A 26,972-nucleotide genomic window follows, 5' to 3' on the forward strand; every position below is an offset into this window, starting at 1 on the left:
AGAAACAAGGCAGGGCGGATATGGTGAAAGACAGCTTGATCGCGGAGCTCGGGCAGCTCGTCTCCGAGGCCCGCAATCCTCGTACCATGCAGATCGACCTGATGGGAGCCGCCGACATCGTTGCGGCCATGAATCGCGAGGATCGCGACGTGGCGGTGGCGGTCGAGCAGGTGCTGCCGGCCGTGGCGGCGGCAGTCGAGCGCATCGTCGAGGCCTTCCGGTCCGGTGGGAGGCTCATCTATTTCGGTGCCGGCACGAGCGGCCGGCTCGGCGTGCTCGACGCTTCGGAATGCCCGCCGACATTCGGCGTGCCCGACACCATGGTGGTGGGCATCATCGCCGGCGGCGATCGCGCCCTGCGCCATCCGATCGAGGGCGCCGAGGACAGTCCGCAGCAGGGGCGTGACGATCTCGCCGCCCGTTCCCTTTCAGCCAAGGATGTCGTGGTCGGAATCGCGGTCAGCGGCCGTACGCCCTATGTCATCGGCGGGCTGGAGTATGCGCGCCAGGTCGGCGCCACCACCGTCGCCCTCTCGTGCAACCCCGACTCGACCATCGCGAAGATAGCCGACATTGCCATCTCGCCGCTGGTCGGTCCGGAAGTCCTCACCGGCTCGACGCGGCTCAAGTCCGGCACGGCGCAGAAGCTCGTCCTCAACATGCTGTCGACCGCCAGCATGATCCGCATCGGCAAGTCCTACGAGAACCTGATGGTCGACGTGTCGGTGAGCAACGAGAAGCTCGCGGCGCGGGCCACACGCATCATTGTCGAAGCCGTCGGCTGCCCGAACGCTCAGGCAGAAGAGTTGCTGGCGCAGAGCGGAAACGACGTGAAGCTCGCCATCCTCATGGGTCTCACCGGCATGCCGCAGGCCGAAGCGGAAGCGGCGCTCAGGCGCGAGGACGGCTTCCTGCGCCGCGCGCTGATCGCGCATCCCGGGGCGGCCGGGTAACGACACGGGGGAGGGGGAGCATGGCGGATCCAGAGTTGCAGAAGCGGTTCGATGCCGCCTACGCGCCTCTCGAGCAGGCGATCGACAGCGGCCGCGTGCCGGGCGGGGTGCTCGGCATCATCGACCTGAAGCACGGCCGGATCGTCGACGCGAAAGGCTCGGCCTGGGTCGTGCCGGAGCGGCGGCCGATGACGGTCGATACGTGGTTCGACCTCGCCTCGCTCACCAAGGTGCTGTTCACCACGCCGCGCATCCTGGCGCTCCACGCGGCCGGGCGGCTCGACCTCGATGCGCCGCTGACCTCGGTCATCCCCGACTTCAGGCAGTTCACGCCGGAGGCCTGGGAGCGGAAGGTGACGTTCCGGCAGTGCCTCGGCCACCAGACCGCATTCCCCAACGACGTCGCCATCTTCACCTATGGCGAGAACCCGCGGCTGCTGCGCAACTTCGTGCTGCAGCACCGGTGGGAGGCCGTGCCCTCGATCTATACCTGCGTCAACTTCATCCTGCTCGGCATCGCACTCGAGCGCCTCGAAGGCAGGATGATCCGCGAGATGGATCCCGGCCCGGGTTTCGCCTTCTCCGCGGCGCCCGAGCAGGCGGCAGCCACCGAGTTCTGCACCTGGCGCGACCGGATCGTGGTGGGCGAGGTGCATGACGAGAACTGCGCCGCTTTGCAGGGCGCGGGCAATGCCGGGCTGTTCGGCACGGTCCACTCGGTGCTCGACGCGGCAGAGGCGCTGCTGCGCGGCGACGCCGCCGGTGATCCGCTGGTGAAGCTGCAACGCGCCCCGCTCGGCGCGACCCGCACGCATGGCTGGGAACGTCCCTATGTCGGCTGGACCGGCGGCGATGTGGCCAATGCCTCAACCATCGGCCACACCGGCTTCACCGGCACCGGCCTCTGGATCGATTTCGACAATCAGCGGGCGTGGACGCTGCTGACCAACCGCGTGCACCCGAGCCGCTATTCCGACAGCGGCATCCTGCAACTCCGCCGCGCGGTCGGCGACGCCGTCAACGCGTAGGTCATAGCACTCACCGGCGGTGCTCGAGGCGGGGCCAGTCGGCCTCGCATAGCGCCTGTTCTGCGTCTTTCCCGAGCGTCCGAGGCTGCCCTCCGTCCAATTTATTCAAAGGAGCATTCCTCCCAGAACGCTTTCTGAAGGGGTGCGTGCGATAGCTGCCACCCGCCTCACGGAGATGAGGGAACCGCTGCGGTCCCCGTCCACGCCAAGAGCAACCTGGAGGCGGCATTATGACATCGAAACCACTGGCCCGGAGCCTTGCGGCTCTGACGGCCACTGCCATGCTGACGGCAGCCGTGATGCCGGCATCGGCGCAAACCACGCCTGACAGAGCCCCGTCGGCCGAACGGCCGAACATCCTGTTCATCATGGGCGATGACATCGGCTACATGCAGCCGAGCATCTATCACCGCGGCCTGATGGTTGGGGAGACGCCGAACATCGATCGCATCGGCAACGAGGGCGCGCTGTTCACCGATTACTACGCCGAGCAGAGCTGCACCGCCGGGCGCAATGCCTTCATCACCGGCATGCACCCGTTGCGCACCGGCATGATCCCGCCGCAGCTGCCGGGCAGCCCCTCCTATCTCCGGCCGGGAACGCCGACGATTTCGAAGTTCCTGCACGACCTCGGCTACAACACCGGCGAGTTCGGCAAGAACCACCTCGGCGACCACACCGATGCGCTGCCGACGGCGCATGGATTCCAGGAATTCTGGGGCTATCTCTATCACCTCGATGCCATGCAGGGGGTGAGCTTCCCCGACATCAACAAGAGCCCGACCGAGCAGACGGTCGCTCCGCCGTGCAAGAACACCCCGGTTCCGGGGATGACGGAAGTGGCCGGCGCCGTCGATCCGGCGACGACCATCTGCCTGATGCCGCCGCGACCCGTGATGTTCTGCACGTCCTCGGACGGCACGGCCGCCAACCAGACCTGCAAGGATGAGGGTCCGCTGACGCTCGAGCGCTCCAAGACCATCGACGAGGAGATCTCGGCCAAGGTCATCGACTTCCTCGACCGGAACGATCCGTCCACGACCAACAAGCCGTTCTTCGTCTGGTACAACCCGGCCCGCATGCACATCACCACCGTGCTGTCGGACAAGTACTACAACATGGTCGGCGAGATCGGCGGCAAGGACTGGGGTGTCAACGAAGCCGGCATGAAGCAGATGGACGACAATATCGGGCTCGTCCTCGACAAGCTCGAGGCGATGGGCCAGCTCGACAACACCATCGTCGTCTTCACCACCGACAACGGCGCCGAGACGCTCAGCTTCCCGGATGGCGGAACGACTCCGTTCAAGGGCGGCAAGCTCACCACCTGGGAAGGCGGCATGCGCGCGCCGATGGTCATCCGGTGGCCCGGGCACATCGAGCCGGGCACGGTGAAGAACCAGATGTTCGCTTCGCTCGACTGGTTGCCGACCTTGGTCGAAATCGCCGGCGGTCCGAAGGGGAACGACCTGAAGGCCCAGATCGAGAAAGGCGAGTATCCCGGTATCGTCAAGACCACGCTCGACGGCGTCAACCAGCTCGCCTTCCTCGAAGGAGATGCCGACTCCGCCCGCAACACGTTCTTCTACTACTCGGGCAAGGACCCGTCGGCGGTTCGCTACAAGAACTGGAAGATGTACTTCGCCATGGTGTCGGACAGTCCGGAAGGCTTCCTGACCGGCGTGATCCCCTATCACTGGACGCAGGTGGTCAACATCAAGCGCGACCCGTTCGAGACCTCGGTCGGATCGCAGCTCAAGACCCTGTTCGGTCAGGCCGGCGCCCTTGCCGGGCCGCTGACCGCCTATGTCTATGACTGGAACATGCTGCCCATCGGCCAGGCCCTGTGGCTCAAGGAACTCGAGAGCTACAACACCTACCCGCCGATGCAGGACCCGGCCAGCTACAACCTGGACCAGGTGCTGGCCCAGGTGAAGGCCATGAACTCGGCGCACCGCGCCGGCGAGTAGCGCCTGCTCCTGAAACGGGGAGGCTGGCACACCGCACGCCTCCCCCACCGGAGACTCCAATCATGCCTAGATCGCTTGACGGACGGGAAGGCACGTCCATGCCCATCCAGATGAAGTTGGTCGCCGTGCTCGTCGTCTGCCTCGGCTTCCTGGCCGCCCTGGCGGGCGTTACGCAGGCAGCCGACAACCCGGTCACCGCCATCGACATCGCGCTCGAGCCGGATGCGACGATGATGAAGCATGCCGAGGCGGCGAATGCGCAACTGCGCGAGGTCAATCCCAAGGGCTACGCCCTCGATGCGTCGCACGCGCCGCACATCACGATGCTGCAGCGCTTCGTCAATACGGCCGACCTCGACAAGGTCTATGCCGCGGTCGGCGACGTTCTCGCCGGCGAGCAGCCGGCCGGATGGTCCCTCGATGCCTACAAGTATGACGGCGCCGTCTGGAACGGCGAGGGGCTCACCGTCATCCTCGTCAAGCCGACGCCCGAACTCATCGCGTTCCAGCAGAAGCTGATCGACGCGGTCGCCCCCTTCACGGTCGAGACCGGCACCGCCGCGGCCTTCTTCACGACGCCGGAGGAGCCGGACATCAACCAGCAGACGATCGACTACGTGACCACGTACGTGCCGGAGTCGAGCGGCGACAAGCTCGCGCCCCATGTCACGGTCGGCGTGGTTCCCCCCGACTACATGAAGAAGCTGATCGCCGAGCCCTTCGACGCGTTCACGTTCTCGCCCTCGGCGCTGTCGGTCTACCAGGTCGGCAATTTCGGCACGGCCCGGAAGAAGCTCAACGCGTGGGAGTTCTAGCAGATGAGAAAGCCGACAAAGGTGCAGCATCACTGGGCGTTCGGATGGGCTGCGCGGCTCGCATTCGCCGCCATCCTCGCGACAGTCGCGGCGACTTCGGCCTATGCGCAGACCGATCCGTTGCCGTCCTGGAACGAAGGCGTCGCCAAGACGGCCATCATCGACTTCGTGAAGGACACGACCGATCCCGCGAGTGCCGAACTCGTGCCTCCGGAGGAGCGGATCGCCACCTTCGACCAGGACGGCACGCTCTGGGTCGAGCATCCGATGTACAGCCAGATCGTCTACGTCCTCGACAGCGTGCCGGCGCTGGTCAAGGCCAAGCCGGAACTCGCGGAGAAGGAGCCGTTCAAGACCGTCCTCACCGGAGACCTGGAGGCGATCGCCAAGCTTCCCAAGGAGCAACTCGAGGACCTTCTCTCCGAAACGCTGACCGGCATGACGGTGGACGTGTTCCAGCAGAACGCCGCCGCGTGGATGGCACAAGCCAGAGATCATCGTTGGAAGCGGCCGTACAACGAACTGACCTACCAGCCGATGCAGGAGGTGCTGCAGTACCTGCGCGACAATGGCTACAAGACCTACATCGTCACCGGCGGGGGCCAGGACTTCGTCCGCAGCTACGCCGAAAAGACCTATGGCATCCCGCCCGAACAGGTGATCGGCAGTGCCAGCGGGGTCACCTACGGCTACGACAAGGACGGCAAGCCGATCCTCACCAAGGATCCCAAGCTCCTCATCAACGACAATGACGCCGGCAAGCCCGAGAGCATCCACCTGATGATCGGGCGCCGTCCGCATGCCTCGTTCGGCAACACCGCCGGCGACCAGCAGATGCTGGAATACACCGCCGCAGGCGATGGCCGGCGCCTTGCCATGCTGATCCTCCATGACGATGCGGAGCGTGAGTACGCCTACGGCCCGGCCCAGGGCCTGCCCGACACCAACATCGGCGCCTTCTCGCAGGCCCTCTACGACGAGGCGATCAAGGACGGCTGGATCGTGACCAGCATGAAGAACGACTGGAACCGCATCTTCTCGTTCGAGTGAGCTCGCTTCGGCGGCGCCGGGATCCCTGAGGAGCGATGACCGGTTCGATTCTGGTGCAGATCGTCTGGGCTGGTGCCGCGATCGCGGTGGCGATCGCCATCCAGTTCACCGGCCTCGTCCTCATCGCCCGGGTGCTCAGGCGGTGGCAGGCGTTCGGCCAGTCAGCACGCCCCCACTGGCGCGTCATAGCGCTGGGCGTGGTCACCTACCTGCTGTTCATGCTGCACCTCATACAGATCGTCGCCTATGCGCTCGTCTACTATGCGATCGGCGCCATCCCCACGCTGCGGTCGGCGCTCTACTTCTCTGCAGCGACCTTCACGACGATCGGCGGCACGCAGGTGCGGACGGAAGAGCCCTGGCAACTGTTCGCCGCCCTCCAGGGATTGAGCGGCATCGTGCTGGTCGGCGCCTCTGTCTCGTTCCTCGTCGCCATTGTCCACCGCATGCATTTCTGGGCCGACGATTAGCTCGCGAGTTGAAGGGCGCGCCTGCTGTGTCAGCCCTTCGATCAGTTCGGTCACGGCGGCTATCTATATCGGGCGATACGCAGGTAGGCTGGCTGAATTGTCTTTGATTCGCAGTCGTTAGGCACTCGCCGATACTGCGGGTGGTCGTAGTCGTTCCGTTCATTTTTCAAGCCGTTACGCATCGACTGCCGATGCGCTCAAAGTTGGTCAGCGCGATGTCTCCCAAAGCCCCGATCCGATGCGCCCATGGCGCCTTCGTACTTGCCTTGGCATGCCTTGCCACGGGGAATGCTGCTGCGGCGACGTTCACCGTCACGTCCAGCACGGACGACGCGACAGGGGCGGTGGTGGGGACGCTTAGTTGGGCGATCACCCAGGCCAATACCGGGTCGGGCCACACCATCGTTGTACATGACAGCGTTACCAGCATTACTGTCAGTGGAACGCTGCCCGCCTTGAGCCAGGCGAGCACTGTCGTCACCGATGGCAGCGTCGCCCTCATCGGGAGCGGGCTATCCGGAACAGGTTCGGTGGTTATTGCATCGGGCAGCACGCTCAGCGGCGAGACCGGAGCGGACTACGGGAACTTTGCAAACTGGACCCAGCCAATGGGCGGGGCCAGCGGCGGTATCGTGCTTGGTTCCGGACTGAGCGTCAGCAACCTTGGTACCGTGACCGGCGGCAAGGGCGGCGATGGCGGCGATAACGTAACCCCGTCCGATTGGTATTCCCTCGGCGCGCATGGCGGCCCGGGCGCGGACGGGAGCACGGCCCTGTCCGGCACCGGTTTCGTGCTCGACAATGCCGGCCAGATCGTCGGAGGCGAAGGCGGCGAAGGTGGACACGGGGCCGGCGGGACGACGATGCCGGGCAGTGGAGACTACGGTGGCGCAGCCGGCGCCGGTGTCGGCGGCGACGGCTTCGTTCTCTACAATTCGGGAAGCATCACAGGGGGACTCGGTGGCATCGGCGGCCTTGCCGGGACGACGCCCTATGCCGGCCCGCCCGCGACCGACGGCGCCAACGGAGTGGGCGTGCTGTCGTCGGGTGGCGCGACCATCTTCAATAGCGGCACCATCGCGGGCGGTGGGACGGGACCGACGCGTGCCAACGCCATGGCCTTGTCCGGTGGCGGCAATACGCTGGTGATCGAGGCCGGCGGAAGCTTTGTCGGCAACGTGGTGAGCACGAGCGGCGCAGGCGCCGATGGCGACGCGCTGGTGCTGGGAGGCGATGTCGATGCGATCGGCGGGAACTGGTTCGATCTTGGCAGCATCGGCGCCGCGGCGACGTTCCGAGGGTTTGCCAGTTTCGGAAAGTCGGGTGCGAGCACCTGGACGCTGACCGGAAGCGGGCAGCAGGACTGGAGCGTCGGTTCCGGCACGTTGCTTGTCGATGGCACTGCGGGCAGTGCGCTTGTCTATTCCGGTGCGACCCTGGGGGGCAGCGGCCAGCTTGCCGATATCGTGGTGCGGAGCGGCGGCATCCTGGCGCCGGGCAATTCGATCGGGACGCTCCAGGCATCGGGCAATGTCAGTTTCGCCGCCGGCTCGACCTACGAGGTCGAAATCGCCGGCGACGGCACGAGCGATCGCGTTCTGGCCGATACCGTCACCATCGATGGCGGAACGGTGGAGGTTGCGGCTCTCGACGCCAGCACAAGCTATCTGGACGGCACCACCTATCGCATCGTCGACACGACCGATGGGCGCACGGGCCGCTTCTCCGGCGTCTCCACGCGATCGGCCTTCATCGTGCCGGTCCTCGTCTATGACGATGCCAACGCAGTCGACCTGAGCATCTTCCTCGCGCCGGTGCTGTTCCGGCCGGTGGCCCAGTCCGCCAACCAGCGCGGTACCGCGGCGGCATTCGAGGATTTCGACCAGACTTCCGGCTCGGACGCGCTTGCCGTGTTCAACCAATTGCTGCTGTCGTCGTCCGACGAGGCGCAGCGAGCCTTCGATCTTGCCTCGGGCGAAGTGCATGCCGACGGCCAGCATGTCATCGACCAGACGTTCTCGCTGTTCTCGGCGACGCTGGGTGCGCCCAGGAGCGCCGGATCGACGCAGACCGCGACCCTGAGCTATGGCCCGGAGCCGGGGACGGCCGTGGCCAGCCTGCTGGCGATCGATGCGGCGGACGTCGCGCCCGAGTCGCGCCAGTTGCTGTGGCTGACGCCGATGGCCGGCCGGGGCATGGTCAGTGCCGATGGCAATGGCGGCGATCTCGCATGGCAGTCAGCGGGCCTCGGCGGCGGCTACGAAGGCTGGACGCAACTGGGGGGCGGCGACGCCCGGTTCGGGGTCGGCCTGGGCTACCTTGCCTCGCACGGCTCGGCACTCGGAGGCCTGTCCGTCATGGATGGCCGCGGCGGCAATGCCGGTCTTTACGGCGACTGGGCCAACGGTCCGCTGTCGCTTGGCGGAACGCTGTCCTATGGCGCCGCCCACGTCGCGACCAGCCGTGACATCGTGATTGGCGGCCTCAGCCGCACGGCGGTGGCCGACTACTGGACGCAGGCGCTCGGCGGAACGCTGGAGGCCGGCTACGACCTGCCGCTCGGGGACAGGTTCGTCCTGACCCCCACGGGCACGGCCGAGGCCGGATGGTCGCACAGCGGCGGCGCCACCGAGACCGGGGCAGGGTCCCTGAACGCCACGATCGAAGCATCCGACGCCTGGCAGCTGGACGTCGGGATCGGCGCCGCCCTGGCGCACCGGGTCGTGCTCGACGAGGCCGGCGAACTGACGCTGCGCGGCAAGGCGCTGTGGATGCACGGCTTCGGCGACACCGCCGGCGAGCGGACGGTGTCCCTCGCCGGAGGCGGTGATCCGTTTGCCGTGCGCAGCGCGGCGACCGATCGCAATAAAGTGCGGCTCGGCATCGGCGCGGACCTGCTGGTCGGGGGGACGTCGACCGTCTCGCTGGACTATACGGGCCAGTTCTCGCGAGACCAGCACAGCCACATCGGCCAGTTGGGGCTCAAGGCGGCGTTCTAGTGCTGCCAGGCCAGGAGCTCAGGAGAGGCCCAGTCCTGCACGCAGTCCGTCGTGTAGGCTACGGCGCGACCGCGGCCGTAAGCGCCGAGCACGATCAGCGGGTCGCCCATCGCGGTGTAAGCGATGATTGGGCGTGACGCGGCTGCAGCGAAGACATGCGGGATGCGCAGGGTTGCGCGCGGCGGAGCTAAGGGCTCAATTGCCTGCGACGGGGCGGTCGGCCTCGTCGTGGAACGGCCAGCTCTTCCCCCGCCCGGCGGTGGAGCCTGCCGCGGCTGTCGCCCTGAAGCACGCGGCCTGAGGCGCCGCTCTTCCGTTCGCGGTCAGGGCTCGCGGTGGGCGAGCCAGGGCATCTGGGTGGCGAACTTGCCGCCCGAGCAATCGATCATCGTGCCCGTGATGTAGGACGCGAGGTCGGACGCGAGGAAGCAGATGAGATTGGCGACGTCCCTCGGGCTGCCCCAGCGGCGCAGCGTGAGGGTATCGAGGAGCCGGCCCTTCTCCGCCTCCGTCCGATCGGCGAAGCGGTTCATGCCGGTCGGGATCATGCCCGGGGCGTAGCAGTTGACGGTGATCTCGTGGGCGCCCAGCTCGCCGGCCAGGACGCGCGTAAACGCCTCGACCCCGTACTTGGAAGCCGCATAGGCGGCCCCTCCGATCGAGGGAACGATGGCGGCGAACGATGCGGCATTGAGGATGCGTCCCGAGCGCTGGCGCTTCATCACCGGGATCACCGCCTGGCACATCAGGAACGTGCCCTTGAGGTTGACGTCCATGTTGAGGTCCCAGGTCTCCTCGGCCAGTTCCTCGACCCGTGCGCCGCTGGCCACGCCCGCATTGTTGATGAGGATATCGATGCGGCCGAAGGCCTTCTCCACCGCCTCGACGACCGCCTTGTTGTCGCTGGACTCGCGCACGTCGCAAAGGAGCTGCAGGCCATTCCAGCCGTTGCGCTTCCATTCGGCGCCGGCTTCGTCGAGCAGCTCCTGCCGGATGTCGGTGATGACGACGATGGCGCCTTCGCCCGCGAGCGTCCTGGCGATTTCATTGCCGATGCCGCGGCCCGCGCCGGTGACGATGGCAACCTTGTTCCTGAGATCGATCTGCATTTCAGAGCACCTGGTGACTGGAAGACTAGTTTGCTGGAATCAGGGAGGGCGCAGATTTCGAACCGCACTCGATCCTGACTTCCGTGAGGTCGGAGGCACGAAGCCGCACTGTCGCCGCTCCATCGGAACGGACGAAGACAACGAGGCGGCCGTCGTGCGTGCGGCGTTGTTGCGTCGCGTATGGCGTGTTGTCGCTGAGGTCGCCATTCTCGATGCCGAGCAGGTCGCCGCCTTCCACTTCGGCCGATATGTCTCGCTCGTCGCCCGCCACCCGGCCGAGCGCGTCGCGCAACCTGCACTCGATCTGGATGATGCCGTCGGCGGGGAGGCCGGCGTCGGTGCAGCGGCGCAGGGCGTCGGCGGGGGCTGCCCACGCGGTCGCCTCGAGGCGCACCGCTTCTCCTCGGGGCCCCAGTTCATCCCGCGCCACAACCTGGCCGCTGCGGCGAGCTTCGAGCACCAAAGGCGCCGACCGCGGCGCCGTCACGGCAACCCAGTAGCCGTGCTGCTCGTCGCGCGTCAGCGGGATCTCCTCGCCGCCGCAGGTCAGCCGTGGATCGCCGCTGGCAAAGCAGAGGATTTCGATCGCCTGCTCGCCGGTGCCGTCCCAGCGGCGTGCGATCGGGTGCGACCAGAAGTTCTTGTCGGCAGCTTCGACATGCGGGCGGGTGACAATGTAGGCGACCGGCTCGTCGGTCCACCAGCTGCGGCGCAGGTGGAAGGTGTGCTTCTCGAAGCCGGCGATATCAAGCAGACCTGCGCCCGAGCCGTGGATCGGCCAGCCATAGGCCTCGCCGAGATAGTCGATGCCGGTCCACAGGAACTGGCCGGCGATGTAGGGCTTCTGCTCGACATGAAGCCAGTCGGTGTAGCGGTGGCCATTCTCGCTGCCGAGCAGTGGCTTGTCGGGCAGGTGGCGATGGTCCGCCTCGTACAGGTACTCCTTGTAGTTGTAGCCAACCACGTCGACGCGGTCGAAGAAGCCGGTGTGGCGGGACAGCTCCGGGAACGCGACCCCGAGCGTCACGGGGCGCGTTGCGTCCGCCTGCCTGACGATGTCCACAAGCCGGCTCGCGATGGTTGGTAGCCGCCGCGCATCGGGTCGGTTGGGGTCGTAGGCGCGCTGCTTGGCCGACTTGTTGGCGTCGTTGTTGCCGGTCATCGCCTCGAACCGGGCGCTGGCATAGGGGTCGTTCGGGTAGTCGATCTCGTTGCCGATGCTCCAGGCGATGATCGAGGGGTGGTTGCGGTGGGCGTCGACCATGGCGACGAGGTCGCGCTCGTGCCAGGCGTGGAAGTCCCTGGCGTAACCCTGGTGCCGCGGCGGGTAGACGTTGTGGCCCTGCCACCACTTGTTCTTGGCGTTCTCCCACTCGTCGAACGCCTCGTCGATGACGAAGAAGCCGAGCGCGTCGCAGAGCCGGTAGAGTTCGGGCGCGTGCGGGTTGTGCGCCATGCGCACCCCGTTGCAGCCCATGTCCTTGAGCTTGAGCAGCCGGCGCAGCCAGACTTCGGTCGGCACGGCGGTGCCGAGGGGGCCGGCATCCTCGTGCAGGCACACGCCCTTGAGGGTGCGGGGCTCGCCGTTGATGAAGAAGCCGTGGTCGGCGTCGAAGCGGAAGGTGCGGATGCCGACCGTCTCCTCGTAGCGGGCGTGCTGATCTCCGCCCCAGCTCAGCGTCGTCGTGAGGCGGTAGAGGTGCGGCGTGGTGTCCGACCACAGCTCCGGCTGCGGCACCTGTCCCACGATCTCGGCGCTGGCGGACGCACCCGCGGGCATGTCGACGTCGATGGCGAAGGTGTGGACGCGGCCAGAAGACAGTGAACGCAGTTCATGCCGCGCGCGGACGGTAACCGCCTCGGTCGTATCGTTGACGAGCACCTGGGCGATCCGGATCGTCGCTTCCGTTGCATCGGCCGTCAGCGTCGTGAACGTGGTCCCGTGCTCGGCGACGCGCACCGGCTCGTGCACCTCGAGCTCGACGCGGCGGGTGATGCCCGAGCCGTTGTACCAGCGGCTGTCGGAGATGTCGGTGTGCTCGACGCGCACGGTGACGACGAGGTCGTCGCTGTTGGCGTAGGAGAGGATTTCGGTGAGGTCGTGGGAGAACTCGGCATAGCCCGAAGGCCGGACGCCGAAATGGTAGCCGTTCACCCAGACCTGGGCGTTCTTGTAGACGCCGTGGAAGACCAGCCGCACGTGCTTGCCGGCGATCTCGCCGACCTCGCGCAGCGAGACGTGCGCCCTGTACCAGCCGATACCGCCCGGCAGATAGCCGGTGCCGCTCGAATGGCTCTGCGAGAAGGGCTGCTCGACGCTCCAGTCGTGCGGCACGGTGACCATGCGCCATGACGAGTCATCGAAGCCCTTCGCCCAGGCGTCGGGTTCGTCCCCGAGCGTGAAGGCCCAGCGGCGGATATCGAAAGTATGCATGAAGCCCGAGCCCTATCTCTCGCCGGATGCTGCGGCGATGTATTTTTGGAAGACGCCTGCGAACAGGCGGCCGTTGATGGTGGCGATGCCGGCGAAGCCGACGAGGAACCAGAAGAGGCCGAAGCCGGTCACATGCGGATAGAAGACGGTAGCGGCAGCGCAGAGCCCGATGACGGCCAGCGCGGCGATCGCCGTGACCGGATGCTTCCACGACAGCAGCCGTGCATTGCGCAGCACGTCGCGCGTCCTGCCTTCGAAGCTGGCGAGATACGGGAAGGCGAACAGCGCGGTCGTGACGAGCGTGAACGCCAACACGTACCAGACCGCCAGCAACAGCAGCTCGGCGAGAGTGCCGAACGCGAGGTTGGTGACGACGACGAACCACGCCGCGAGCACACCGGCCATTAGCGCGAGCACCAGCCCGATGATCGTCGCCTGGCGGAAGTTCCGGCGGAACGAGCGCAGGTAGTCGCCGGTGACGGAGTTGCACTCACCGGTCGCGATCCGCATGGCGGTGAAGTTGAGCGCGGTAAGGGATGCGCCCAGCGTTACGACCGGGAGCGATGTCGCGATGAATATCAGGTTCAGCAGCATCAGGTCGGCGACCGTGCTCAGGCCGCGCATCAGCGTGGAATCGGGCGAGAACAGGGTGTTCATCGGCAGCTCCTCGGGGAAAGCCGGGCGGAGTGCGCGCTCCGCCCGGTCATGGTCCGGGGCCTAGAGGCCGCGGGCTGCCTTCCAGGCGTCCATGTCCGCCTGGATGGAGGCGCGGGCGTCCTCGTAGCCGACGTCCTTGAGCTTCTGGCGCATTTCGGCGACGGCTGCGGCCGGGTCGTCGAACTTGCCGTACTGCAGTTGCGGGATGTACTCGGAGAGCACGCCGCTCATGGCCGCCAGCGTCGGATCGATCGCCTGCTTGTTGATGAGCAGCGTCGAGTAGGGGTACTCCTTCGCCGTCGCATCGAGTTCGGCGATGATCTCGGCCCGGTTCGGTGCCTGTGTGGTCCGCGGCAGTTCGAACTCGTCCGTACGGCCCCACCAGTAGTCGGTGCCGAGGTCCATGGTCGACTGGTCCCAGCCCTCAGGACGGCCCAGCTTGCCGTCGGCGGTGATGACGTAGTCGGTGCCCTCGATGCCGAAGTTGAAGAGCATGTAGATTTCTTTGTCGTTGCGGATCAGGTCGTAGACCTGAAGCGCCTTCTCGGGGTTCTTCGAATAGGCGCTCACGGCCATGGCGCCGTGCGTGAAGATGTCCTTGAAGAAATTGCCGTTCTCCTTGCCCCAGTAGAAGAACTTGGGGTCGGATCCCGGCTGCTTGGTGTTCATGTTGTTGACGATATCGTTGATGAACGTCTGCGTATGGTGCTGGTCCGTCCCCGACAGGGCGGCGTAGAGCTCCTCGCGGGTTTCGCCGTCGAAGTTGAGCGCGTCTTCGCGCCACACGCCGATCTCGTTCCACTGCTTGGCCAGCTTGGCAGCTTCCACCAGAGCGTCGCCTTCCATGTACCAGGAGGTGACGGTGTAGGGAGCGGCCGCGGAGGTGTGGAACGGGAAGTAGTTGCCAGCACTGAGGCCCCAGATCGGGTGCATGTCCGTGTGACCCTGGATGTAGCCGGTCAGCGCCGCCTCGTTGGCACCGGCGACGTCCCACGGATAGGCGTCGGGCTTGTTGGCCTTCACCCACTCGAAGTACTTGGTGAAGTCCTCGAACCTGGTGATCTCGCCGTTCTCGAAGCCGGCTTCCCTGGCCCAGTCGCCGCGGTAGAAGAAGCCGTGGTTGGTGTACTGGGTGTAGTTGTCCTCGGGCATGAAGTAGATCTTGCCGTCGGCGAGCTTGGTGAGGTCCCAGTGGCCGTCGGCTTCGACCTGTGCCCAGGTCTTGGGGGCGTTGGCCTGCAGCATTTCGGGGGGCAGCGGCAGGAACGCACCCTTCTCGGCGTTCTCCCACGCGTAGAGCCAGTCCGTGGCGGTACCGATCAGGTCGACATTGTCGTCGCCCGAGAGCAGCTGGACGTTGTACTGGGTCTGCCAGTCGGCCCACTCGATGTAGAACAGGTCGAGCTTGGCGTTCGCCTTCGCCACCAGCAGCTCGTTGAGTTTCTCGAGCATCGCCTCGAGGCGGCCGTTGGTGGGCTTGTTGCCCATCGTCAGCATGGTGATCTCGACGGGCGCATCCTGGGCGAGCGCACCCGCGGTCAGCGCGGGCATGCTCATGCCGAGCGCGAGCAGCGCCGCACCGGCCCGTACGATGTTCCTTCTATGCATGTCATACTCCTCCTCTGAGTATTGTTGCTTTCGTTCTCGCGGCCGGTCCCTCAACCGGCCGCCTACCTGGTCAGGCGATCATCCTTTCACCGCGCCGATGGTGATGCCGCTGACGAAGTATTTCTGGATGAAGGGGTAGAGCAGCAGGATCGGGCCGATGGCCACGATGGCGCTCGCCATCTTCAACGTGTTGCTGGGCAGGTTGGTGATGCTGACATTGGACCCGGCGACCGAGTTCCTGAGCGCATTGGCCGTGTTGATGATGTTGTAGAGGTGGTACTGGAGCGGTTTGAACTCGACCGTGCTGCCGAGGTACAGCGAGCTCAGATACCACTCGTTCCAGTAGCTCAGCGCGAGGAACAGCCCGATCGTCGCCAGCGCCGGCTTCATCATCGGCAGGCACAGCTGGGCGAAGATGCGGAAGTCGCCGGCGCCGTCGACCTTGCCGGACTCGATGATCTCGTAGGGCACGGTGCGCATAAAGTTCTTCATCAGGATGATCAGCCACGGCGTCATCAGCAGCTGCAGGAACACCGCGAAGTAGCTGCCGCGCAGGCCGAGGTCGCGCGCAATCCAGAGGAAGGTCGGCGCGAGGCCGGCCGAGAACAGCGTGGTGAAGTAGATGAAGAACGACACGTGGTTGCGGAAGGGGAAGTCCTTCCGGTTGAGCGCGTAGCCCGTCATCGCGATGATGAAGAGGCCGATCGCGGTGCCGAACACGGTCATCGTGATGGTGACGATGTACGAACCGATGATCTGCCGCGGCGCCTTGAAGATCCACTCGTAGGCCGCGAGCGAGAAGTCCTTGGGCAGGAGGCCGAAGCCGGTCTTCATGATCGTCGCCTCGCTCGAGAACGAGGCCGAGAGGATGAGGACGAACGGCAGCAGGCAGAACAGCGCGAACAGGGTGATCGTGACGTAGGAGATCGCCTGGACCACCACGTCGCTGCGGTCGAGCCTGATCGCGCGCGGCTTGGCCGGACCCATGCCGACGCCCTCGACCTCGACGATGATGTTGCTCTCGGAGGCGGTGCGATCGGTCATCAGAACAGCGCGTAGTCCTTGTTGATCCTGCGGACGATCCAGTTCGCCGTCATGACGAGGGCGAAGCCGAACAGCGACTGGTAGAGGCCCACGGCCGTCGAGGTGGTGAAGTTGTTCTGCGAGAGCACCATCCGGTAGACCGAGGTCTCGATGATGTCGGTGGTCTGGAACAGCGAGGCATTGTTGCCCACGAGGTTCCAGAACAGGCCGAAATTGCCGTGCATGATGCCGCCCAGCGAGAACAGCACCAGGATGATGAAGGTCGGCTTGAGGCTGGGCAGCGTCACGTAGCGGATGCGCTGCCAGGCGGAGGCGCCATCGACGGTTGCCGCCTCATAGAGGCTCCGGTCGATGCCCATGATCGCCGCGAAGTAGACGATCGAGCCGTAGCCGGTCGACTGCCACAGGTGCACCATGATGATGATGAGCGGCCAGGCTCCGGCGGTCGAATAGATCTTTATCGGGTCGCCGCCGGTCTGCCGGATCAGCGCGTTGATGGCGCCGGTGTCGTAGTTCAGCAGGTTAAAGGCGATGACGCCGACGAGCACCGCCGAGATGAAGAACGGCAGGAACATCGCGGCCTGGCTGATCTTCTTGAAGAAGGTCGAGCGGATCTCGTTGAGCATGATCGCGATGGCGATCTGCAGGATGTTGCCCAGGATGATGAAGGCGAGGTTGTAGAGGATGGTGTTCCGCGTCAGCAGCCAGAGCTGGCCGGACTTGATGAGGAACTCGAAGTTCCGCAACCCGACGAACGGGCTGCCGAAGATCCCGTCGCGGTAGTTGAAGTTGGTGAAGGCGATCCACGCTCCGGGGAGCGGGGCGTAGTTGAAGATGACGAAGAAGACGATCGCCGGGACGCACATGAGCAAGAGAACCTTGCTGTCCGCCAACTGCCTGAGCAGGGACTTGCGTGCCTGTGACGTACCGTTCCGTGACATCTTCCCCCTCTCTGCGGCCGGCGCGGCGTCCCTCCAGACGCTGCCACCAGAGCGAGGCTGACCGTCGATACGCGGCAGCTCCCCGGGCGGCTCGCAACCAACCGCGCCCGAGCTATGGCCCCGGGTCGGTCTAAGCGAAGTCGGCGACGTTCAGCGAACGTCGGGATAGTCTTGGCGTCGTTCGGCTATGCGGGACGTCCCGGCGGACGCCGGGTCACGTGATGAGCCATTGATTCCCCTCCCGGATCGGCGCGGGTCTCCCGTCCCGCGCCATCATTGTTAGCGAGGGTAATGTCGGTGCGCAAGTTTTCAGTAAATATTTAGCTGGCGGGTCCCGGAGGGAGGGGACGCGTGCTTCCGCGCCAGCGGATGCTGGTGGCGAGGGTGACCCGCTTGGGCAGTTCGCGCCCGCCCATCCGCTCGAGCAGGAGCTCGACGGCGCTCTCGCCGATCTCCTCGGTGGCAAGGTGCACCGTGGTCAGCGGCGGGCTCATGAACTGCGCCACGGAGATGTCGTTGAAGCTGGCGACGGCAATGTCGTCGGGGATGCTGAGGCCCATCTCGTGGATGGCGCGATAGGCGCCGACGGCCATGTTGTCATTGGCGGTGATGAGCGCGTCCGGCCGGTTTGGCTCCGACAGGATCTGGCGCGTCAGCTTGTAGCCGCTCTCTTCGGTCTTGTTGCCGGTGAGGCAGATGCGCTCGTCGAAGACGCCGGCCTCGCGCGCCCACTCGATGTAGGCACGGCAGCGCTTCTCCGGCTGCGTGCGGGCAACGCCGTCGTAGATGTCGACCCATCCGGCAAAGGCGATCCGCCGATAGCCGGCCTGCGTCAGGGACTGCAGGAGTTTCCTCGTCGCAAGCATCAGGTCCGACTCCACGGAGTCGAGCTCATCGGTCGGCGGCGAGAAATCGGCGAAGACGAGGTTGCGGTTGTGTCGCCTGAGCCAGGCAATCTCGTTGTCGTCATGCCGGCCGATGGCGATGATCCCCGAGGCGCTACGCAGCAGCGAGGCCTCCGGCAGGCTGTCGGTGTGGTAGACCTTGACCGTCTCGATCTTCAGCGCCTGGCAGCGGCTCTCGATCCCCAGGCGCAGCCCGACATAGTAGGGATCGACCAGTTCCTGCTCGGGCCTCAGGTAGTGAACAAGCGCGACCTTGCTGAGCCCCTGCTGATAGGCGCGATTGCGCGCGCGGGGCGTCTCGTACTTCATCACCTCGGCGGTTTCGATGATGGCCTGCCGCGTCTTGGCAGTGACGGAGAGCGTCTGGTCGAAATTGAGCACACGCGACACCGTCGCGGGTGACACACCTACCGCGTTGGCGATTTCCTTGAGCGTAGCCACAAGAGTTCCCCAGCAACTGGAGCCTTGCTTAGGCAAAAAAACCGGCCCTGCGCAAGCGGCAAGGACAGATGGCGCAGTCGACACGGACCGGGGTGGCTCGAAAGCACCAACAAACAGCAGGTCCCGGCCGCCACTCGCTGCCGGGACCTGGAGGTCGGTCATTCACGCCGCCAGCCGCAGGGCGGGGCGCTTGTCGGCGGCATGCTCGACGGCCCAGTTCAGCGCGAGGTCGGCGACGGCTTCCCAGCCCTTGTCCATCAGGGTCCAGTGCGAGCGATCATCGAAGATCTTGAGCTCGGTGGTCGAGGCGGCCTTCTTCTGCTGGCGATAGATCGCGTCGGTCATCGAGGCGTCGGCGATCAGGTCCTTGCCGCCACCGATGAGCAGCAACGGGGCGCGGTTCTGCTTGGCCCAGTCGATCTTCATCGGGTTGATCACGCCGTCCCAGTAGGCCTTGCCGGGGGTCGGCACGATGTAGCGGTCATACTTGGCTTCCGGGTTGGGTTCCGTCTGGGCGAAGCGGGTCGAGAAGAACTTCAGCGACATGTGCTTGACCTTCTTCCAGCTGAGCAGGTCGCTGAACACCGGCAGGGCCGAGACGAGGGCCTGGGGCCCGAGCGGCACGCCGGGGGTCGGTGCCGGGTTGATGGCAACACCCGCTACACCGAGGCCGCGGGCCAGCAGCTGCTGCACGACGACGCCACCGAGCGAGTGGCCGATCAGGATGGGCCGTTCCGGCAGGGCCCGGATGATCCTTTCGAAGTGATCGACGATCTCGCGCTGGCCGACCTTGGCCAGTTCGGGCGCCGGGTCGGCCCGCAGCGCAGACGGGGCACGATCATCGAACGGCCAGGCGGGGGTGAGCACGGTGTAGCCCTGGGCTTCGTAGCGGGCCTTCACGTTTTCCCAGCTGAGGCTGTTGAGCCAGGCGCCGTGGATCAGAACGATTGTCTTGGTCATTTTGGGTCTCTCCTTGTTTGGGCGAACCCTTGTCCGCCGCGATGTGATGACCCTAAGCTCAGCCCAGACGGGCGACGATTGCCGCAACTGACATAGTCGGGGCCAGAAGTGACAAAGACGACTGACGCACTCAGACACACCGAAATCGGCCTGCTGCTCTATCCCGGCTGCGCCATGGCCTCGGTGCATGGGCTCACCGATGCGTTCCAGGTGGCCAACGACTATGCCCGCCAGCACGGCGGCGTGGACCGCATCCGAACCAGCCACTGGAAGCTGGGCGAGACCGGCTTCGCGCGCAGTCACGACAGCGATCCCGGCGCCGCCGGACAGCCCGACTACATCGTCATCCCCGGCCGGCTGGCCGATCCGCTGACCGCCGACGAGACGGCGGACTTCACGGGCTGGCTGCGCGAGCGTCACGGCACCGGAGCCACCATCGCCTCGATCTGCGGCGGGGCGTTCATGCTGGGCCATAGCGGACTGCTGTCGGGCCGCCGGGCGACAACGCACTGGCTCTACGCCGATGCGTTCGCCACCGCTTTCCCCGATGTGGAGGTCACCGCCGGTGACATGATCGTCGAGGACGGCGACATCATCACCGCCGGCGGCATGCTGGCCTGGACCGACCTGGGCCTGCGGCTCATCCACCGCGTGCTCGGCCCGACGGTCGTCGGCGACACCGCCAAGTTCCTGCTCGTTGATCCCGCGGGCCGGGAACAGCGGCACTACAGCACGTTCGCGCCGCGTCTCTCACACGGCGACGATGCGGTACTGAGGGTTCAGCACTGGCTGCAATCGCACGGCAGCGAGGAGATCAACATCGGAGCGCTGGCGGAGCGTGCCGGGCTCGAGACGCGCACCTTCCTCCGCCGCTTCCAGAAAGCGACGGGACTGCGGCCGACCGAGTATGTGCAGGCGCTGCGCATCGGCCTCGCGCGTGAGCGGCTGGAGTTCAGCCGCGACACGGTCGAGCGGATAGCCTGGAACGTCGGCTACAAGGACCCATCGGCGTTCCGGCGCGTGTTCCAGAAGATGACCGGTCTCTCCGCCAGCGCCTACCGCGAGCGCTTCAGCGCTGCGGTGCGGACTTAGGTCAGCATCATCAGTCCTCGGCGCCCTGGCGCGAAGGGCTTTGCCTGTCGGCGTAGACGGCGGCTGTCGAGAGGCCGAAGGGTTCGCCGTCAAGGTTGGCGAAGGCCAGTTCGATGGCCTGGCGCAGGTAGTCATGCATCGTCGGAGCCCTCAACGCGCGCCGGCTGCGAGAAGGATCTTCTCGATTTCGGAGTAGCCCCTGCTGCGGGCGTGTGCGAGGGGCGGTATGCCATCGCCATCGGTAAGGTTCACGTTGGCGCCGGCATCGACGAGAAGCTGGACGATGGCGGTGTGACGCGCTCCACCGTCGCCGAGGATGATCGCCTCGAGCAGGGCCGTCCAGTTGAGGTCGTTGATATGGTCGAGATCGGTGCCGGCCTCGATGAGGGCGCGCACGGTTTCGATATGGCCGCGCTCGGCGGCGGGGATCAGGGCCGTGCCGCCGTAGCGGTTGGTGCTGCGCAGGTCGGCGCCATGGGCGAGCGTCATCCCGAGGATTTCCAGATGCCCTCGGGCGCCGGCAAACAGATAGGGACTGTCGTTGATGCGATCCTTGGCGTTGACGTCGGCGCCGGCTTCGATGAGGACGCGGGCGGCATCGATATTGTTGGCACGGGTGGCGACCAGCAGCGCGGTCTCGCCGTCGGCGTTGCGTGCATCGATCTCCGCACCGGCGGCAAGGAGCGAGGTGATGGCCGCAACATCGTTGCCGGCCGCAGCGGAATGCAGTTCGTTCATTTCCTGACCCTGGACGGGAAAGGCGAGCGTCACGATCGCTGCAACCATCGAGACAATTCGGAACATTCTTGCCTCCCCTGTCGGTTGGCGCCAGCTTTGCCGGAGACTACCTGAGCCTGGTTGCAGCCTGGTTGATGGCAGCTGCACAAGCCTCATCAAAGTCCCCGCAGGAAGCGCCGCAGATGGTGCAGGACAGCGCCGTTGGAACGGCAGCAGTCGGCACGACAGCCTGTGCTGCGCAATCGGGTCCCCTTTGCGGCAGGCCCGCCTGCATCTATGACTTTGCGGCTTTGATGGAGGGGACATCGTGCAGGGCATCGAACTGTCGCGCCGTTTCTACGCCGAGGTTGTGCGGCCCTGGCTGAGCACGACAGCGCCCGGACTGCAGCATGCGGCCGCGCTGGTCGGCTATGGCTCGGAACTGCTTGGGTTCGACGACGAGCTCTCCAAGGACCACAACTGGGGGCCCCGGGTTCATGTCTTTCTCGGGCGCGAGAGTTTCGACCAGCGGGCTCACGGGCTGGTGGACGAGTTCCGGCGGATCGCGCCGACGCAATTTCTCGGTGAGCCGATCGGCTGGCGCAACCGGCCGCATCCTCCGGCTGGTGGCAGCGAGGCGGTCGGCGCCATGGACCACGGCCTCGAGATCCACACCGTCGAGGGCACGCTCGATCGGATACTGGGCGTTCGCTCCGTCGACGGCCTCACCCCGCTGCAGTGGCTGGCCTTCCCGGAACAGCGGCTGCTTGCCTTCACGGGAGGCGGGGTCTTTCACGATGACGACGACCGGCTGACTCGGGCCAGGTCGGCACTGGCCTACTTTCCCGACGACGTCTGGCTCTACAAGATCGCCTGCCAGTGGCGCCGCATCGCCGAGGAGCAGGCTTTCGTCGGTCGGGCAGGGCAGGTCGGCGACGATCTGGGCTCACGCGTGGTCGCGAGCCGGCTCGCGCGCGACGTCATGCGGATGGCATTCCTCCTGTCCCGCCGCTACGCGCCGTACTCGAAATGGTTCGGCAGCGGGTTCGCCAGGCTGCCGCTCGCGGACGCGCTCACACCAATTCTGCGGCAGGTCCTCGTGGCCGAGCATTGGCAGGAGCGCGGCGAGGCACTGGCGTCGGCCTATCTCGTGCTGGCCCGTCGCCAACAGGCGGATGGCATCGGGGGCAAGGTCGAGCCGGTGATCGGCCCCTACCACGAACGTCCGTTCACGACGATCAACGCCGACGACCTGGTTGCAGCAACGCTCACGGGCGTTGAGGCCCCCTCCATCCGCTTCCTGCCGGTGGTCGGCTCCATCGACCACGTGAGCGACCTCACTCCCGTGCTCGAGAATCCGCCGGCGACGCAGCGGATGATGCACGCGCTGCTCGGCTGACGGGGAAGGTGCTCACGCGCGTCGTCGTCGTGACTTGGCGAAGGTGTCGAAGGCGACGGCGAGCACGATGATGACGCCGATGATGATCTGCTGGATGTAGGACGAGACGTTGAGGATCACGAGGCCGTTGATCAGGACGCCGATGAGCAGCGAGCCGATGACGGTGCCGAAGATAGTGCCGACGCCGCCGAACAGGCTCGTGCCGCCGATCACCACCGAGGCGATGACGGTGAGCTCGTAACCGGTGCCGGCGACGGCCTCGGCCGAGTTGAGGCGCGCGGCGAGGACGAATGCCGAGAGCCCGGCGAAGAAGCCCATGATCACGTAGACCGAGCAGATGATCCAGTTGACGTTGAGGCCCGAGAGGCGCGCCGCCTCGGGGTTGCCGCCCACGGCATAGACGCGGCGGCCGTAGCGCGTGTAGCTGAGCACGATGTGGGCGAGGACGGCGGCGATCACGAAGATGATCACCGGGACCGGCACCTCGAACACCTTGCCCTGGCCCCACCAGGCGAAATCCTTGTCGAAACCCGAGATCGGACCACCGGCCGCGAACAGCAGCGCTGCCCCGCGGAAGACCGACATGCCGCCGAGGGTGACGACGAACGGGGGCACCTTGAACCGGGTGATGGCGAAGCCCTGCACATAGCCGCCGATGAGGCCGATGGCGATGGCGCCGAGCGCGGCAAGCTGCCAGCCATAGCCGATGGCGTCGTCGCCGACGGTGAAGCGGTCCGACAGTCCGCCCTTGGCGATGGCCGCCGCAACGAGCCCGGCAAAGGCGAGGAGCGAGCCGATCGAGAGGTCGATGCCGGCGGTGAGGATGACGAACGTCATGCCGATGGCGAGAAGGCCGGTGATCGACACCTGCCGCGCCACGTTGAACAGGTTCACCGAGGTGAAGAAGCGCGGCTCGAGCAGCGCGAACACGGCCATCAGCACGATGAGGAAGATGAGCGGCGCGAAACGCGCGGCGAAGCCGAATGGGTCGAAGCCTGCGGATTTTTCTGGAGTTGCTCTGAGTTCGGTCACCTGATCCCCCTCGGTGCGCTCATGCCGCCTCGCCGACACTGAGCGTCATCATCGTCATCAGCTTTTCCTGGTCGGCGTCGTCGCGCCGGATTTCGCCGGTCACCACGCCCTCGCGCATCGTGACGATGCGGTCGGAGATGGCGAGAATTTCGGGGAGCTCGGAGGAGATGGCGATCACGGCGATGCCGGCATTGGCCATCTCGAACAGCAGGTTGTGGACCTCGACCTTGGCACCGACGTCGATGCCGCGGGTCGGCTCGTCGACGATCAGTACTCGGGGGCCAAGCGCCAGCCAGCGCGCCAGCACCACCTTCTGCTGGTTGCCGCCCGAGAGGTTGCCGACCAGCTGGTCGGGCCCGGCCATGCGGATGTTGAGCTTCCGGCGGTACTCGTCGACCAGCCCGAGTTCCTTGTCGGCGGAGACGAAGGAGAGGGCATTGCTGATCCGGTCGAGCACGGTGATCGACAGGTTCGTGCGGATGGCGAGGGCGAGGAACAGCGCCTGCTGCTTCCGATCCTCGGGCACGAGGCCGATGCCGTGGCGGATCGCCTCCTGCGGCGTGCGGATGCTGACCGGTTCGCCGTCGACGAGGATGCGGCCGGAATCGAAGGGGTCTGCACCAAAGATGGCGCGTGCGGTCTCGGTGCGACCGGCGCCGACGAGTCCGGCAAGGCCGAGGATCTCGCCGCTCCGCACCTTGAACGATACGTTGCGCAGCTCGATGGCATGGGGCGAGGTAGGCGTGCGGAGCCGGACGAGGTCCTCGACCGCGAGCGCCACGGGACCGACCAGGCCGGCGCTGCGGCGGGCGAGCAACCCGCTGAGCTCGCGGCCGACCATCAGGCGGATGATGCCTTCGATGCTTGTCTCGGCAACCGCGCCGGCGCCGGCATTCCGGCCGTCGCGCAGCACGGTGTAGTTGTCGCAGATCTCGAACACTTCCTCGAGCCGGTGTGTGACGAAGATGGTCGAGATGCCTTCCGACTTGAGGGTGCGGACGAGGCGGAAGAGCTTTTCGACTTCGGCGCGGCTCAGAGCGGAGGTCGGCTCGTCCATGACGATGAGCTTGCTCTGCATCGACAATGCGCGGGCGATCTCGACCAGCTGCTGCTCGGCCACCGAGAGGTCGCGCACGAGCGTGCGGACGCTGCGATCGAGTCCCAGCCGCCGGGTGAGGGCGGAGGTGGCCGACTCCAGCTCGGCGCGATTGATGAACAGGCGGGATCCCGGCTCGCGCCCGATGAACACATTGTCGGCGATCGACATGTTCGGGGCGAGGGTGAACTCCTGGTAGATGGTGACGATGCCGCGCTGCTGCGCCTCGTGCGGATTGGCGAGGACCACCGCCTTGCCGTCGATCTCGATCGTGCCGGCATTGGCCGACTGGGCCCCGGCAAGGATCTTGAGCAGGGTGGATTTGCCGGCGCCGTTCTCGCCGAGGAGCGCGTGCACCTCGCCGGCGGCGACGGTGAACGAGACGTCGTCCAGCGCCTTGACGCCGGGAAACGACTTGGAGATGCCGCTCATCCTGAGCAGGGGTGGGGCAGTGTCCATCGTGGCGTTGCTCGCGTGGCGATGGCCGGGCCGCCCGGAAGCGGCCCGTACCGGATGGGCGGTTACTTTACCTCGCCCAGGCGCTCGCCGACATCGAGGTTGTCCTTGGTGATGGCGACAGGCGTCAGCAGCGTCACCTGCTCGGCGGGCTTGGTGCCGTTCTTGACGAAATCCATGAGGATCTGGACGCCGGTGGAGCTCTGCTTGCCGGGGAACTGCTCGATGGTCGCGGTGAGCCCGCCGTCGCGCACCTGCGCCAGCGCTTCGGGCAGCGCGTCGAAGCCGATGATGGCGATGCCGGTGAGGCCGCGGCCCTTGACCGCTTCCATGGCGCCCAGCGCCATGTCGTCATTGGCGGCGACGATCACCTGCGGCGGTTCGGCGAGGCCGGACAGCGCGGCTTCGGTCACGGACAGGCCCTTGGCGCGGTCGAAGCCGGCGGTCTGCTCGAAGACGATCTTGTACTTGTCGCCGGCGGCGTCGAGCACGTTGTGAAGACCCTTGTTCCGGTCGATGGCCGGCGAGGCGCCGGACTGTCCCTGCAGGTTGATGATGGTCGCACCCTGGGGGAACATCTGGACGATCAGGTTGCCCTGCGCTTCGCCGCCCTTGACGTTATCGGCGCCGACATGGGCGAGGATGCCGTCAACCGAGGCGACGCGGCGGTCGACGGTGACGACGGGAATGTTGGCTTCGATCGCCTGCTGGATGGCCGGGGCCATGGCATCGACCTCGTTGGGGCTGATGATGATGCCCTTGACGCCGCGTGCGATGGCCGCCTCGACGTCAGCCGTCTGCTTGGGAGAGGACACCTGGCCGTCGCTCTCGATCGGCGTGCCACCCTGTGCCTCAACGGCGGTCTTCATGGCGTTCATCATGTGCACGAAGAACGGAAACGTCAGGCCCGGAACGGATGTCAGGATCTCGGGTTTGTCCTGGGCCATGGCGGCGCCGTTCAAGACGAGCGCAAGGCTGCCGGCGACGGCTATCGACTTGATCAAACGATGCATAGTTTCCTCCCACGCTCTTTCTGCAGAGCGTTCGACAGAGTGCCGCAGCGGAGGCGAAAGTCAATGAGCCTGAAGTCGTTGTCGATAGGAGTACTTTCCGTATCGGCGGGTACGACTGCGCTATAGGTGACGCGAAAGACCGTGGTGAATGTACGATACTGTACAAATCCATGAGCACCTGGGCGTCTGCTGGTCATTCATCAAGCGCGGCGTCGTCGGGTGCATACAATTGACATTAATGCGCGCAATAGAGTAATTGCGTAAAATTGTCCAGTTTAACTCGGACGATGTGTAGTAATTGCGCAGATGCGTACTGATGTACGCGTAAACGCTACGTAGTAACATGGGAGTAACGCATGACAACGGAACATGAAGGACATGCGAAAGTCGGGTTCGCAGTGAGCGAGAAGGAATTCGAAGTTGCCCGCCTCGACAGCCAGCCCAAGGATTTCTCGTGGCCAAGGCTGTTCGCGGGGGATTGCACCCTGAGCGGGAACAATCTGCGCGTCTTCGACAATGGAACGGCCGAGTGGCGCGCAAGCGTCATGTCGCAGGATGACGGCGAGGATTCCTGGGGATGCCGGTTCCAGTTCCAGGACGACCACGGGGTCGTCATCTGGCAGCACGGCTGGATATGGTCCCCGACGCTTCACCCGACCCCGGTCGACTGGGTGAGCCTGAACCAGATCTTCTTCCCCTCGTACATCTTCCAGAGCCTCTCGAGGGTCGTGATGGAATATCACTGCTGAGCGGCGGTCCCGGCGCATAGTCGAGGACAACTCG

Annotated in this window: 24 protein-coding genes; 10 read left to right on the plus strand and 14 right to left on the minus strand. The window is 65.7% G+C overall.

Annotated elements, in window-relative coordinates; genetic code table 11:
• Nucleotides 1-20 precede the first annotated feature (20 nt).
• The 7 genes from murQ (at nt 21) to PRN20_RS16465 (ending at nt 9,285) form a co-directional block, all read left to right on the plus strand.
• On the plus strand, nt 21-953 hold the full coding sequence (gene murQ, locus PRN20_RS16435; RefSeq protein ID WP_273958626.1) for an N-acetylmuramic acid 6-phosphate etherase: 933 nt from the start codon (nt 21-23) through the stop codon (nt 951-953).
• Nucleotides 954-973: 20 nt separating this feature from the next.
• Nucleotides 974-1,981, plus strand: a complete 1,008-nt coding sequence (locus PRN20_RS16440; RefSeq protein ID WP_273958627.1) for a serine hydrolase domain-containing protein — start codon at nt 974-976, stop codon at nt 1,979-1,981.
• A gap of 299 nt (nt 1,982-2,280) precedes the next feature.
• Complete coding sequence (locus PRN20_RS16445; RefSeq protein WP_273959040.1) at nt 2,281-3,951, plus strand: arylsulfatase; 1,671 nt, start codon at nt 2,281-2,283, stop codon at nt 3,949-3,951.
• A gap of 62 nt (nt 3,952-4,013) precedes the next feature.
• The gene (locus PRN20_RS16450; protein WP_273958628.1) at nt 4,014-4,766 is read left to right on the plus strand and encodes a 2'-5' RNA ligase family protein; all 753 of its coding nucleotides are present in this window, start codon (nt 4,014-4,016) and stop codon (nt 4,764-4,766) included.
• A 3-nt stretch (nt 4,767-4,769) separates the two neighbouring features.
• A complete protein-coding gene (locus tag PRN20_RS16455; RefSeq protein ID WP_273958629.1) occupies nt 4,770-5,816 on the plus strand; it encodes an HAD family hydrolase in 1,047 nt (348 codons plus the stop codon).
• Between the two features lie 35 nt (nt 5,817-5,851).
• Nucleotides 5,852-6,286, plus strand: a complete 435-nt coding sequence (locus PRN20_RS16460) for an ion channel (RefSeq protein ID WP_273958630.1) — start codon at nt 5,852-5,854, stop codon at nt 6,284-6,286.
• 215 nt (nt 6,287-6,501) lie between these two features.
• The gene (locus PRN20_RS16465; RefSeq protein ID WP_273958631.1) at nt 6,502-9,285 is read left to right on the plus strand and encodes an autotransporter outer membrane beta-barrel domain-containing protein; all 2,784 of its coding nucleotides are present in this window, start codon (nt 6,502-6,504) and stop codon (nt 9,283-9,285) included.
• Here the strand turns inward: PRN20_RS16465 and PRN20_RS22900 are convergent.
• From PRN20_RS22900 to PRN20_RS16505, 9 genes are all read right to left on the minus strand, one after another.
• Nucleotides 9,282-9,485 (minus strand): glutamine amidotransferase, encoded by a 204-nt coding sequence (locus tag PRN20_RS22900; RefSeq protein WP_443112587.1) that lies wholly within the window; start codon nt 9,483-9,485, stop codon nt 9,282-9,284. The genes PRN20_RS16465 and PRN20_RS22900 overlap by 4 nt on opposite strands.
• A gap of 123 nt (nt 9,486-9,608) precedes the next feature.
• Entirely contained in the window at nt 9,609-10,394 is a 786-nt protein-coding gene (locus tag PRN20_RS16470; RefSeq protein WP_273958632.1) for an SDR family NAD(P)-dependent oxidoreductase, read from the minus strand.
• Between the two features lie 25 nt (nt 10,395-10,419).
• Nucleotides 10,420-12,828 carry a glycoside hydrolase family 2 TIM barrel-domain containing protein gene (locus PRN20_RS16475; protein ID WP_273958633.1) on the minus strand — a complete coding sequence of 803 codons (2,409 nt, stop codon included), beginning with the start codon at nt 12,826-12,828 and terminating at the stop codon, nt 10,420-10,422.
• Between the two features lie 12 nt (nt 12,829-12,840).
• Nucleotides 12,841-13,485, minus strand: a complete 645-nt coding sequence (locus PRN20_RS16480; RefSeq protein WP_273958634.1) for a YesL family protein — start codon at nt 13,483-13,485, stop codon at nt 12,841-12,843.
• A gap of 60 nt (nt 13,486-13,545) precedes the next feature.
• Nucleotides 13,546-15,093: a DUF3502 domain-containing protein gene (locus tag PRN20_RS16485; RefSeq protein WP_273958635.1), complete on the minus strand. Its 1,548-nt coding sequence runs from the start codon at nt 15,091-15,093 to the stop codon at nt 13,546-13,548.
• Between the two features lie 78 nt (nt 15,094-15,171).
• Nucleotides 15,172-16,137 carry a carbohydrate ABC transporter permease gene (locus tag PRN20_RS16490; protein ID WP_273958636.1) on the minus strand — a complete coding sequence of 322 codons (966 nt, stop codon included), beginning with the start codon at nt 16,135-16,137 and terminating at the stop codon, nt 15,172-15,174.
• Nucleotides 16,137-17,078, minus strand: a complete 942-nt coding sequence (locus tag PRN20_RS16495) for an ABC transporter permease (protein WP_273958637.1) — start codon at nt 17,076-17,078, stop codon at nt 16,137-16,139. The genes PRN20_RS16490 and PRN20_RS16495 overlap by 1 nt, the downstream gene beginning before the upstream one ends.
• A gap of 320 nt (nt 17,079-17,398) precedes the next feature.
• Nucleotides 17,399-18,424 carry a LacI family DNA-binding transcriptional regulator gene (locus PRN20_RS16500; protein ID WP_273958638.1) on the minus strand — a complete coding sequence of 342 codons (1,026 nt, stop codon included), beginning with the start codon at nt 18,422-18,424 and terminating at the stop codon, nt 17,399-17,401.
• A gap of 162 nt (nt 18,425-18,586) precedes the next feature.
• Nucleotides 18,587-19,384: an alpha/beta hydrolase gene (locus tag PRN20_RS16505; RefSeq protein ID WP_273958639.1), complete on the minus strand. Its 798-nt coding sequence runs from the start codon at nt 19,382-19,384 to the stop codon at nt 18,587-18,589.
• Nucleotides 19,385-19,558: 174 nt separating this feature from the next.
• Here PRN20_RS16505 and PRN20_RS16510 point away from each other — a divergent pair, with 174 nt between their 5' ends.
• A complete protein-coding gene (locus PRN20_RS16510) occupies nt 19,559-20,476 on the plus strand; it encodes a GlxA family transcriptional regulator (RefSeq protein ID WP_273959041.1) in 918 nt (305 codons plus the stop codon).
• Nucleotides 20,477-20,486: 10 nt separating this feature from the next.
• Here the strand turns inward: PRN20_RS16510 and PRN20_RS16515 are convergent, their stop codons facing one another.
• Nucleotides 20,487-20,615, minus strand: coding sequence for a hypothetical protein (locus tag PRN20_RS16515; RefSeq protein ID WP_273958640.1), 129 nt, complete (start codon nt 20,613-20,615; stop codon nt 20,487-20,489).
• Between the two features lie 11 nt (nt 20,616-20,626).
• Nucleotides 20,627-21,262: an ankyrin repeat domain-containing protein gene (locus PRN20_RS16520; protein ID WP_443112588.1), complete on the minus strand. Its 636-nt coding sequence runs from the start codon at nt 21,260-21,262 to the stop codon at nt 20,627-20,629.
• 259 nt (nt 21,263-21,521) lie between these two features.
• Here PRN20_RS16520 and PRN20_RS16525 point away from each other — a divergent pair, with 259 nt between their 5' ends.
• A complete protein-coding gene (locus PRN20_RS16525) occupies nt 21,522-22,592 on the plus strand; it encodes a DUF4037 domain-containing protein (protein ID WP_273958641.1) in 1,071 nt (356 codons plus the stop codon).
• 12 nt (nt 22,593-22,604) lie between these two features.
• Here the strand turns inward: PRN20_RS16525 and PRN20_RS16530 are convergent, their stop codons facing one another.
• The 3 genes from PRN20_RS16530 to PRN20_RS16540 form a co-directional block, all read right to left on the minus strand.
• Nucleotides 22,605-23,624, minus strand: coding sequence for an ABC transporter permease (locus PRN20_RS16530; RefSeq protein ID WP_273958642.1), 1,020 nt, complete (start codon nt 23,622-23,624; stop codon nt 22,605-22,607).
• Nucleotides 23,625-23,643: 19 nt separating this feature from the next.
• Complete coding sequence (locus PRN20_RS16535) at nt 23,644-25,179, minus strand: sugar ABC transporter ATP-binding protein (RefSeq protein ID WP_273958643.1); 1,536 nt, start codon at nt 25,177-25,179, stop codon at nt 23,644-23,646.
• A 62-nt stretch (nt 25,180-25,241) separates the two neighbouring features.
• Nucleotides 25,242-26,189: a substrate-binding domain-containing protein gene (locus tag PRN20_RS16540; RefSeq protein WP_273958645.1), complete on the minus strand. Its 948-nt coding sequence runs from the start codon at nt 26,187-26,189 to the stop codon at nt 25,242-25,244.
• Between the two features lie 356 nt (nt 26,190-26,545).
• On the opposite strand from PRN20_RS16540, the gene PRN20_RS16545 reads away from it, so the two are divergent.
• Complete coding sequence (locus PRN20_RS16545) at nt 26,546-26,938, plus strand: DUF6294 family protein (RefSeq protein WP_273958646.1); 393 nt, start codon at nt 26,546-26,548, stop codon at nt 26,936-26,938.
• The last annotated feature ends 34 nt before the right edge of the window (nt 26,939-26,972 follow it).

Origin of the sequence: Devosia sp. ZB163 (assembly GCF_028613635.1) — a bacterium.
Classification (GTDB): Bacteria; Pseudomonadota; Alphaproteobacteria; order Rhizobiales; family Devosiaceae; genus Devosia_A.

What these genes read in the sequence shown, in the direction of transcription:
- murQ (WP_273958626.1), top strand. Translation starts at nt 21, where the DNA reads ATGGTGAAAGACAGCTTGATCGCGGAGCTCGGGCAGCTCGTCTCCGAG.
- PRN20_RS16440 (WP_273958627.1), top strand. Translation starts at nt 974, where the DNA reads ATGGCGGATCCAGAGTTGCAGAAGCGGTTCGATGCCGCCTACGCGCCT.
- PRN20_RS16445 (WP_273959040.1), top strand. Translation starts at nt 2,281, where the DNA reads ATGCCGGCATCGGCGCAAACCACGCCTGACAGAGCCCCGTCGGCCGAA.
- PRN20_RS16450 (WP_273958628.1), top strand. Translation starts at nt 4,014, where the DNA reads ATGCCTAGATCGCTTGACGGACGGGAAGGCACGTCCATGCCCATCCAG.
- PRN20_RS16455 (WP_273958629.1), top strand. Translation starts at nt 4,770, where the DNA reads ATGAGAAAGCCGACAAAGGTGCAGCATCACTGGGCGTTCGGATGGGCT.
- PRN20_RS16460 (WP_273958630.1), top strand. Translation starts at nt 5,852, where the DNA reads ATGACCGGTTCGATTCTGGTGCAGATCGTCTGGGCTGGTGCCGCGATC.
- PRN20_RS16465 (WP_273958631.1), top strand. Translation starts at nt 6,502, where the DNA reads ATGTCTCCCAAAGCCCCGATCCGATGCGCCCATGGCGCCTTCGTACTT.
- PRN20_RS16470 (WP_273958632.1), bottom strand. Translation starts at nt 10,394, where the DNA reads ATGCAGATCGATCTCAGGAACAAGGTTGCCATCGTCACCGGCGCGGGC.
- PRN20_RS16475 (WP_273958633.1), bottom strand. Translation starts at nt 12,828, where the DNA reads ATGCATACTTTCGATATCCGCCGCTGGGCCTTCACGCTCGGGGACGAA.
- PRN20_RS16480 (WP_273958634.1), bottom strand. Translation starts at nt 13,485, where the DNA reads ATGAACACCCTGTTCTCGCCCGATTCCACGCTGATGCGCGGCCTGAGC.
- PRN20_RS16485 (WP_273958635.1), bottom strand. Translation starts at nt 15,093, where the DNA reads ATGCATAGAAGGAACATCGTACGGGCCGGTGCGGCGCTGCTCGCGCTC.
- PRN20_RS16490 (WP_273958636.1), bottom strand. Translation starts at nt 16,137, where the DNA reads ATGACCGATCGCACCGCCTCCGAGAGCAACATCATCGTCGAGGTCGAG.
- PRN20_RS16495 (WP_273958637.1), bottom strand. Translation starts at nt 17,078, where the DNA reads ATGTCACGGAACGGTACGTCACAGGCACGCAAGTCCCTGCTCAGGCAG.
- PRN20_RS16505 (WP_273958639.1), bottom strand. Translation starts at nt 19,384, where the DNA reads ATGACCAAGACAATCGTTCTGATCCACGGCGCCTGGCTCAACAGCCTC.
- PRN20_RS16510 (WP_273959041.1), top strand. Translation starts at nt 19,559, where the DNA reads ATGGCCTCGGTGCATGGGCTCACCGATGCGTTCCAGGTGGCCAACGAC.
- PRN20_RS16515 (WP_273958640.1), bottom strand. Translation starts at nt 20,615, where the DNA reads ATGCATGACTACCTGCGCCAGGCCATCGAACTGGCCTTCGCCAACCTT.
- PRN20_RS16520 (WP_443112588.1), bottom strand. Translation starts at nt 21,262, where the DNA reads ATGGTTGCAGCGATCGTGACGCTCGCCTTTCCCGTCCAGGGTCAGGAA.
- PRN20_RS16535 (WP_273958643.1), bottom strand. Translation starts at nt 25,179, where the DNA reads ATGGACACTGCCCCACCCCTGCTCAGGATGAGCGGCATCTCCAAGTCG.
- PRN20_RS16540 (WP_273958645.1), bottom strand. Translation starts at nt 26,189, where the DNA reads ATGCATCGTTTGATCAAGTCGATAGCCGTCGCCGGCAGCCTTGCGCTC.
- PRN20_RS16545 (WP_273958646.1), top strand. Translation starts at nt 26,546, where the DNA reads ATGACAACGGAACATGAAGGACATGCGAAAGTCGGGTTCGCAGTGAGC.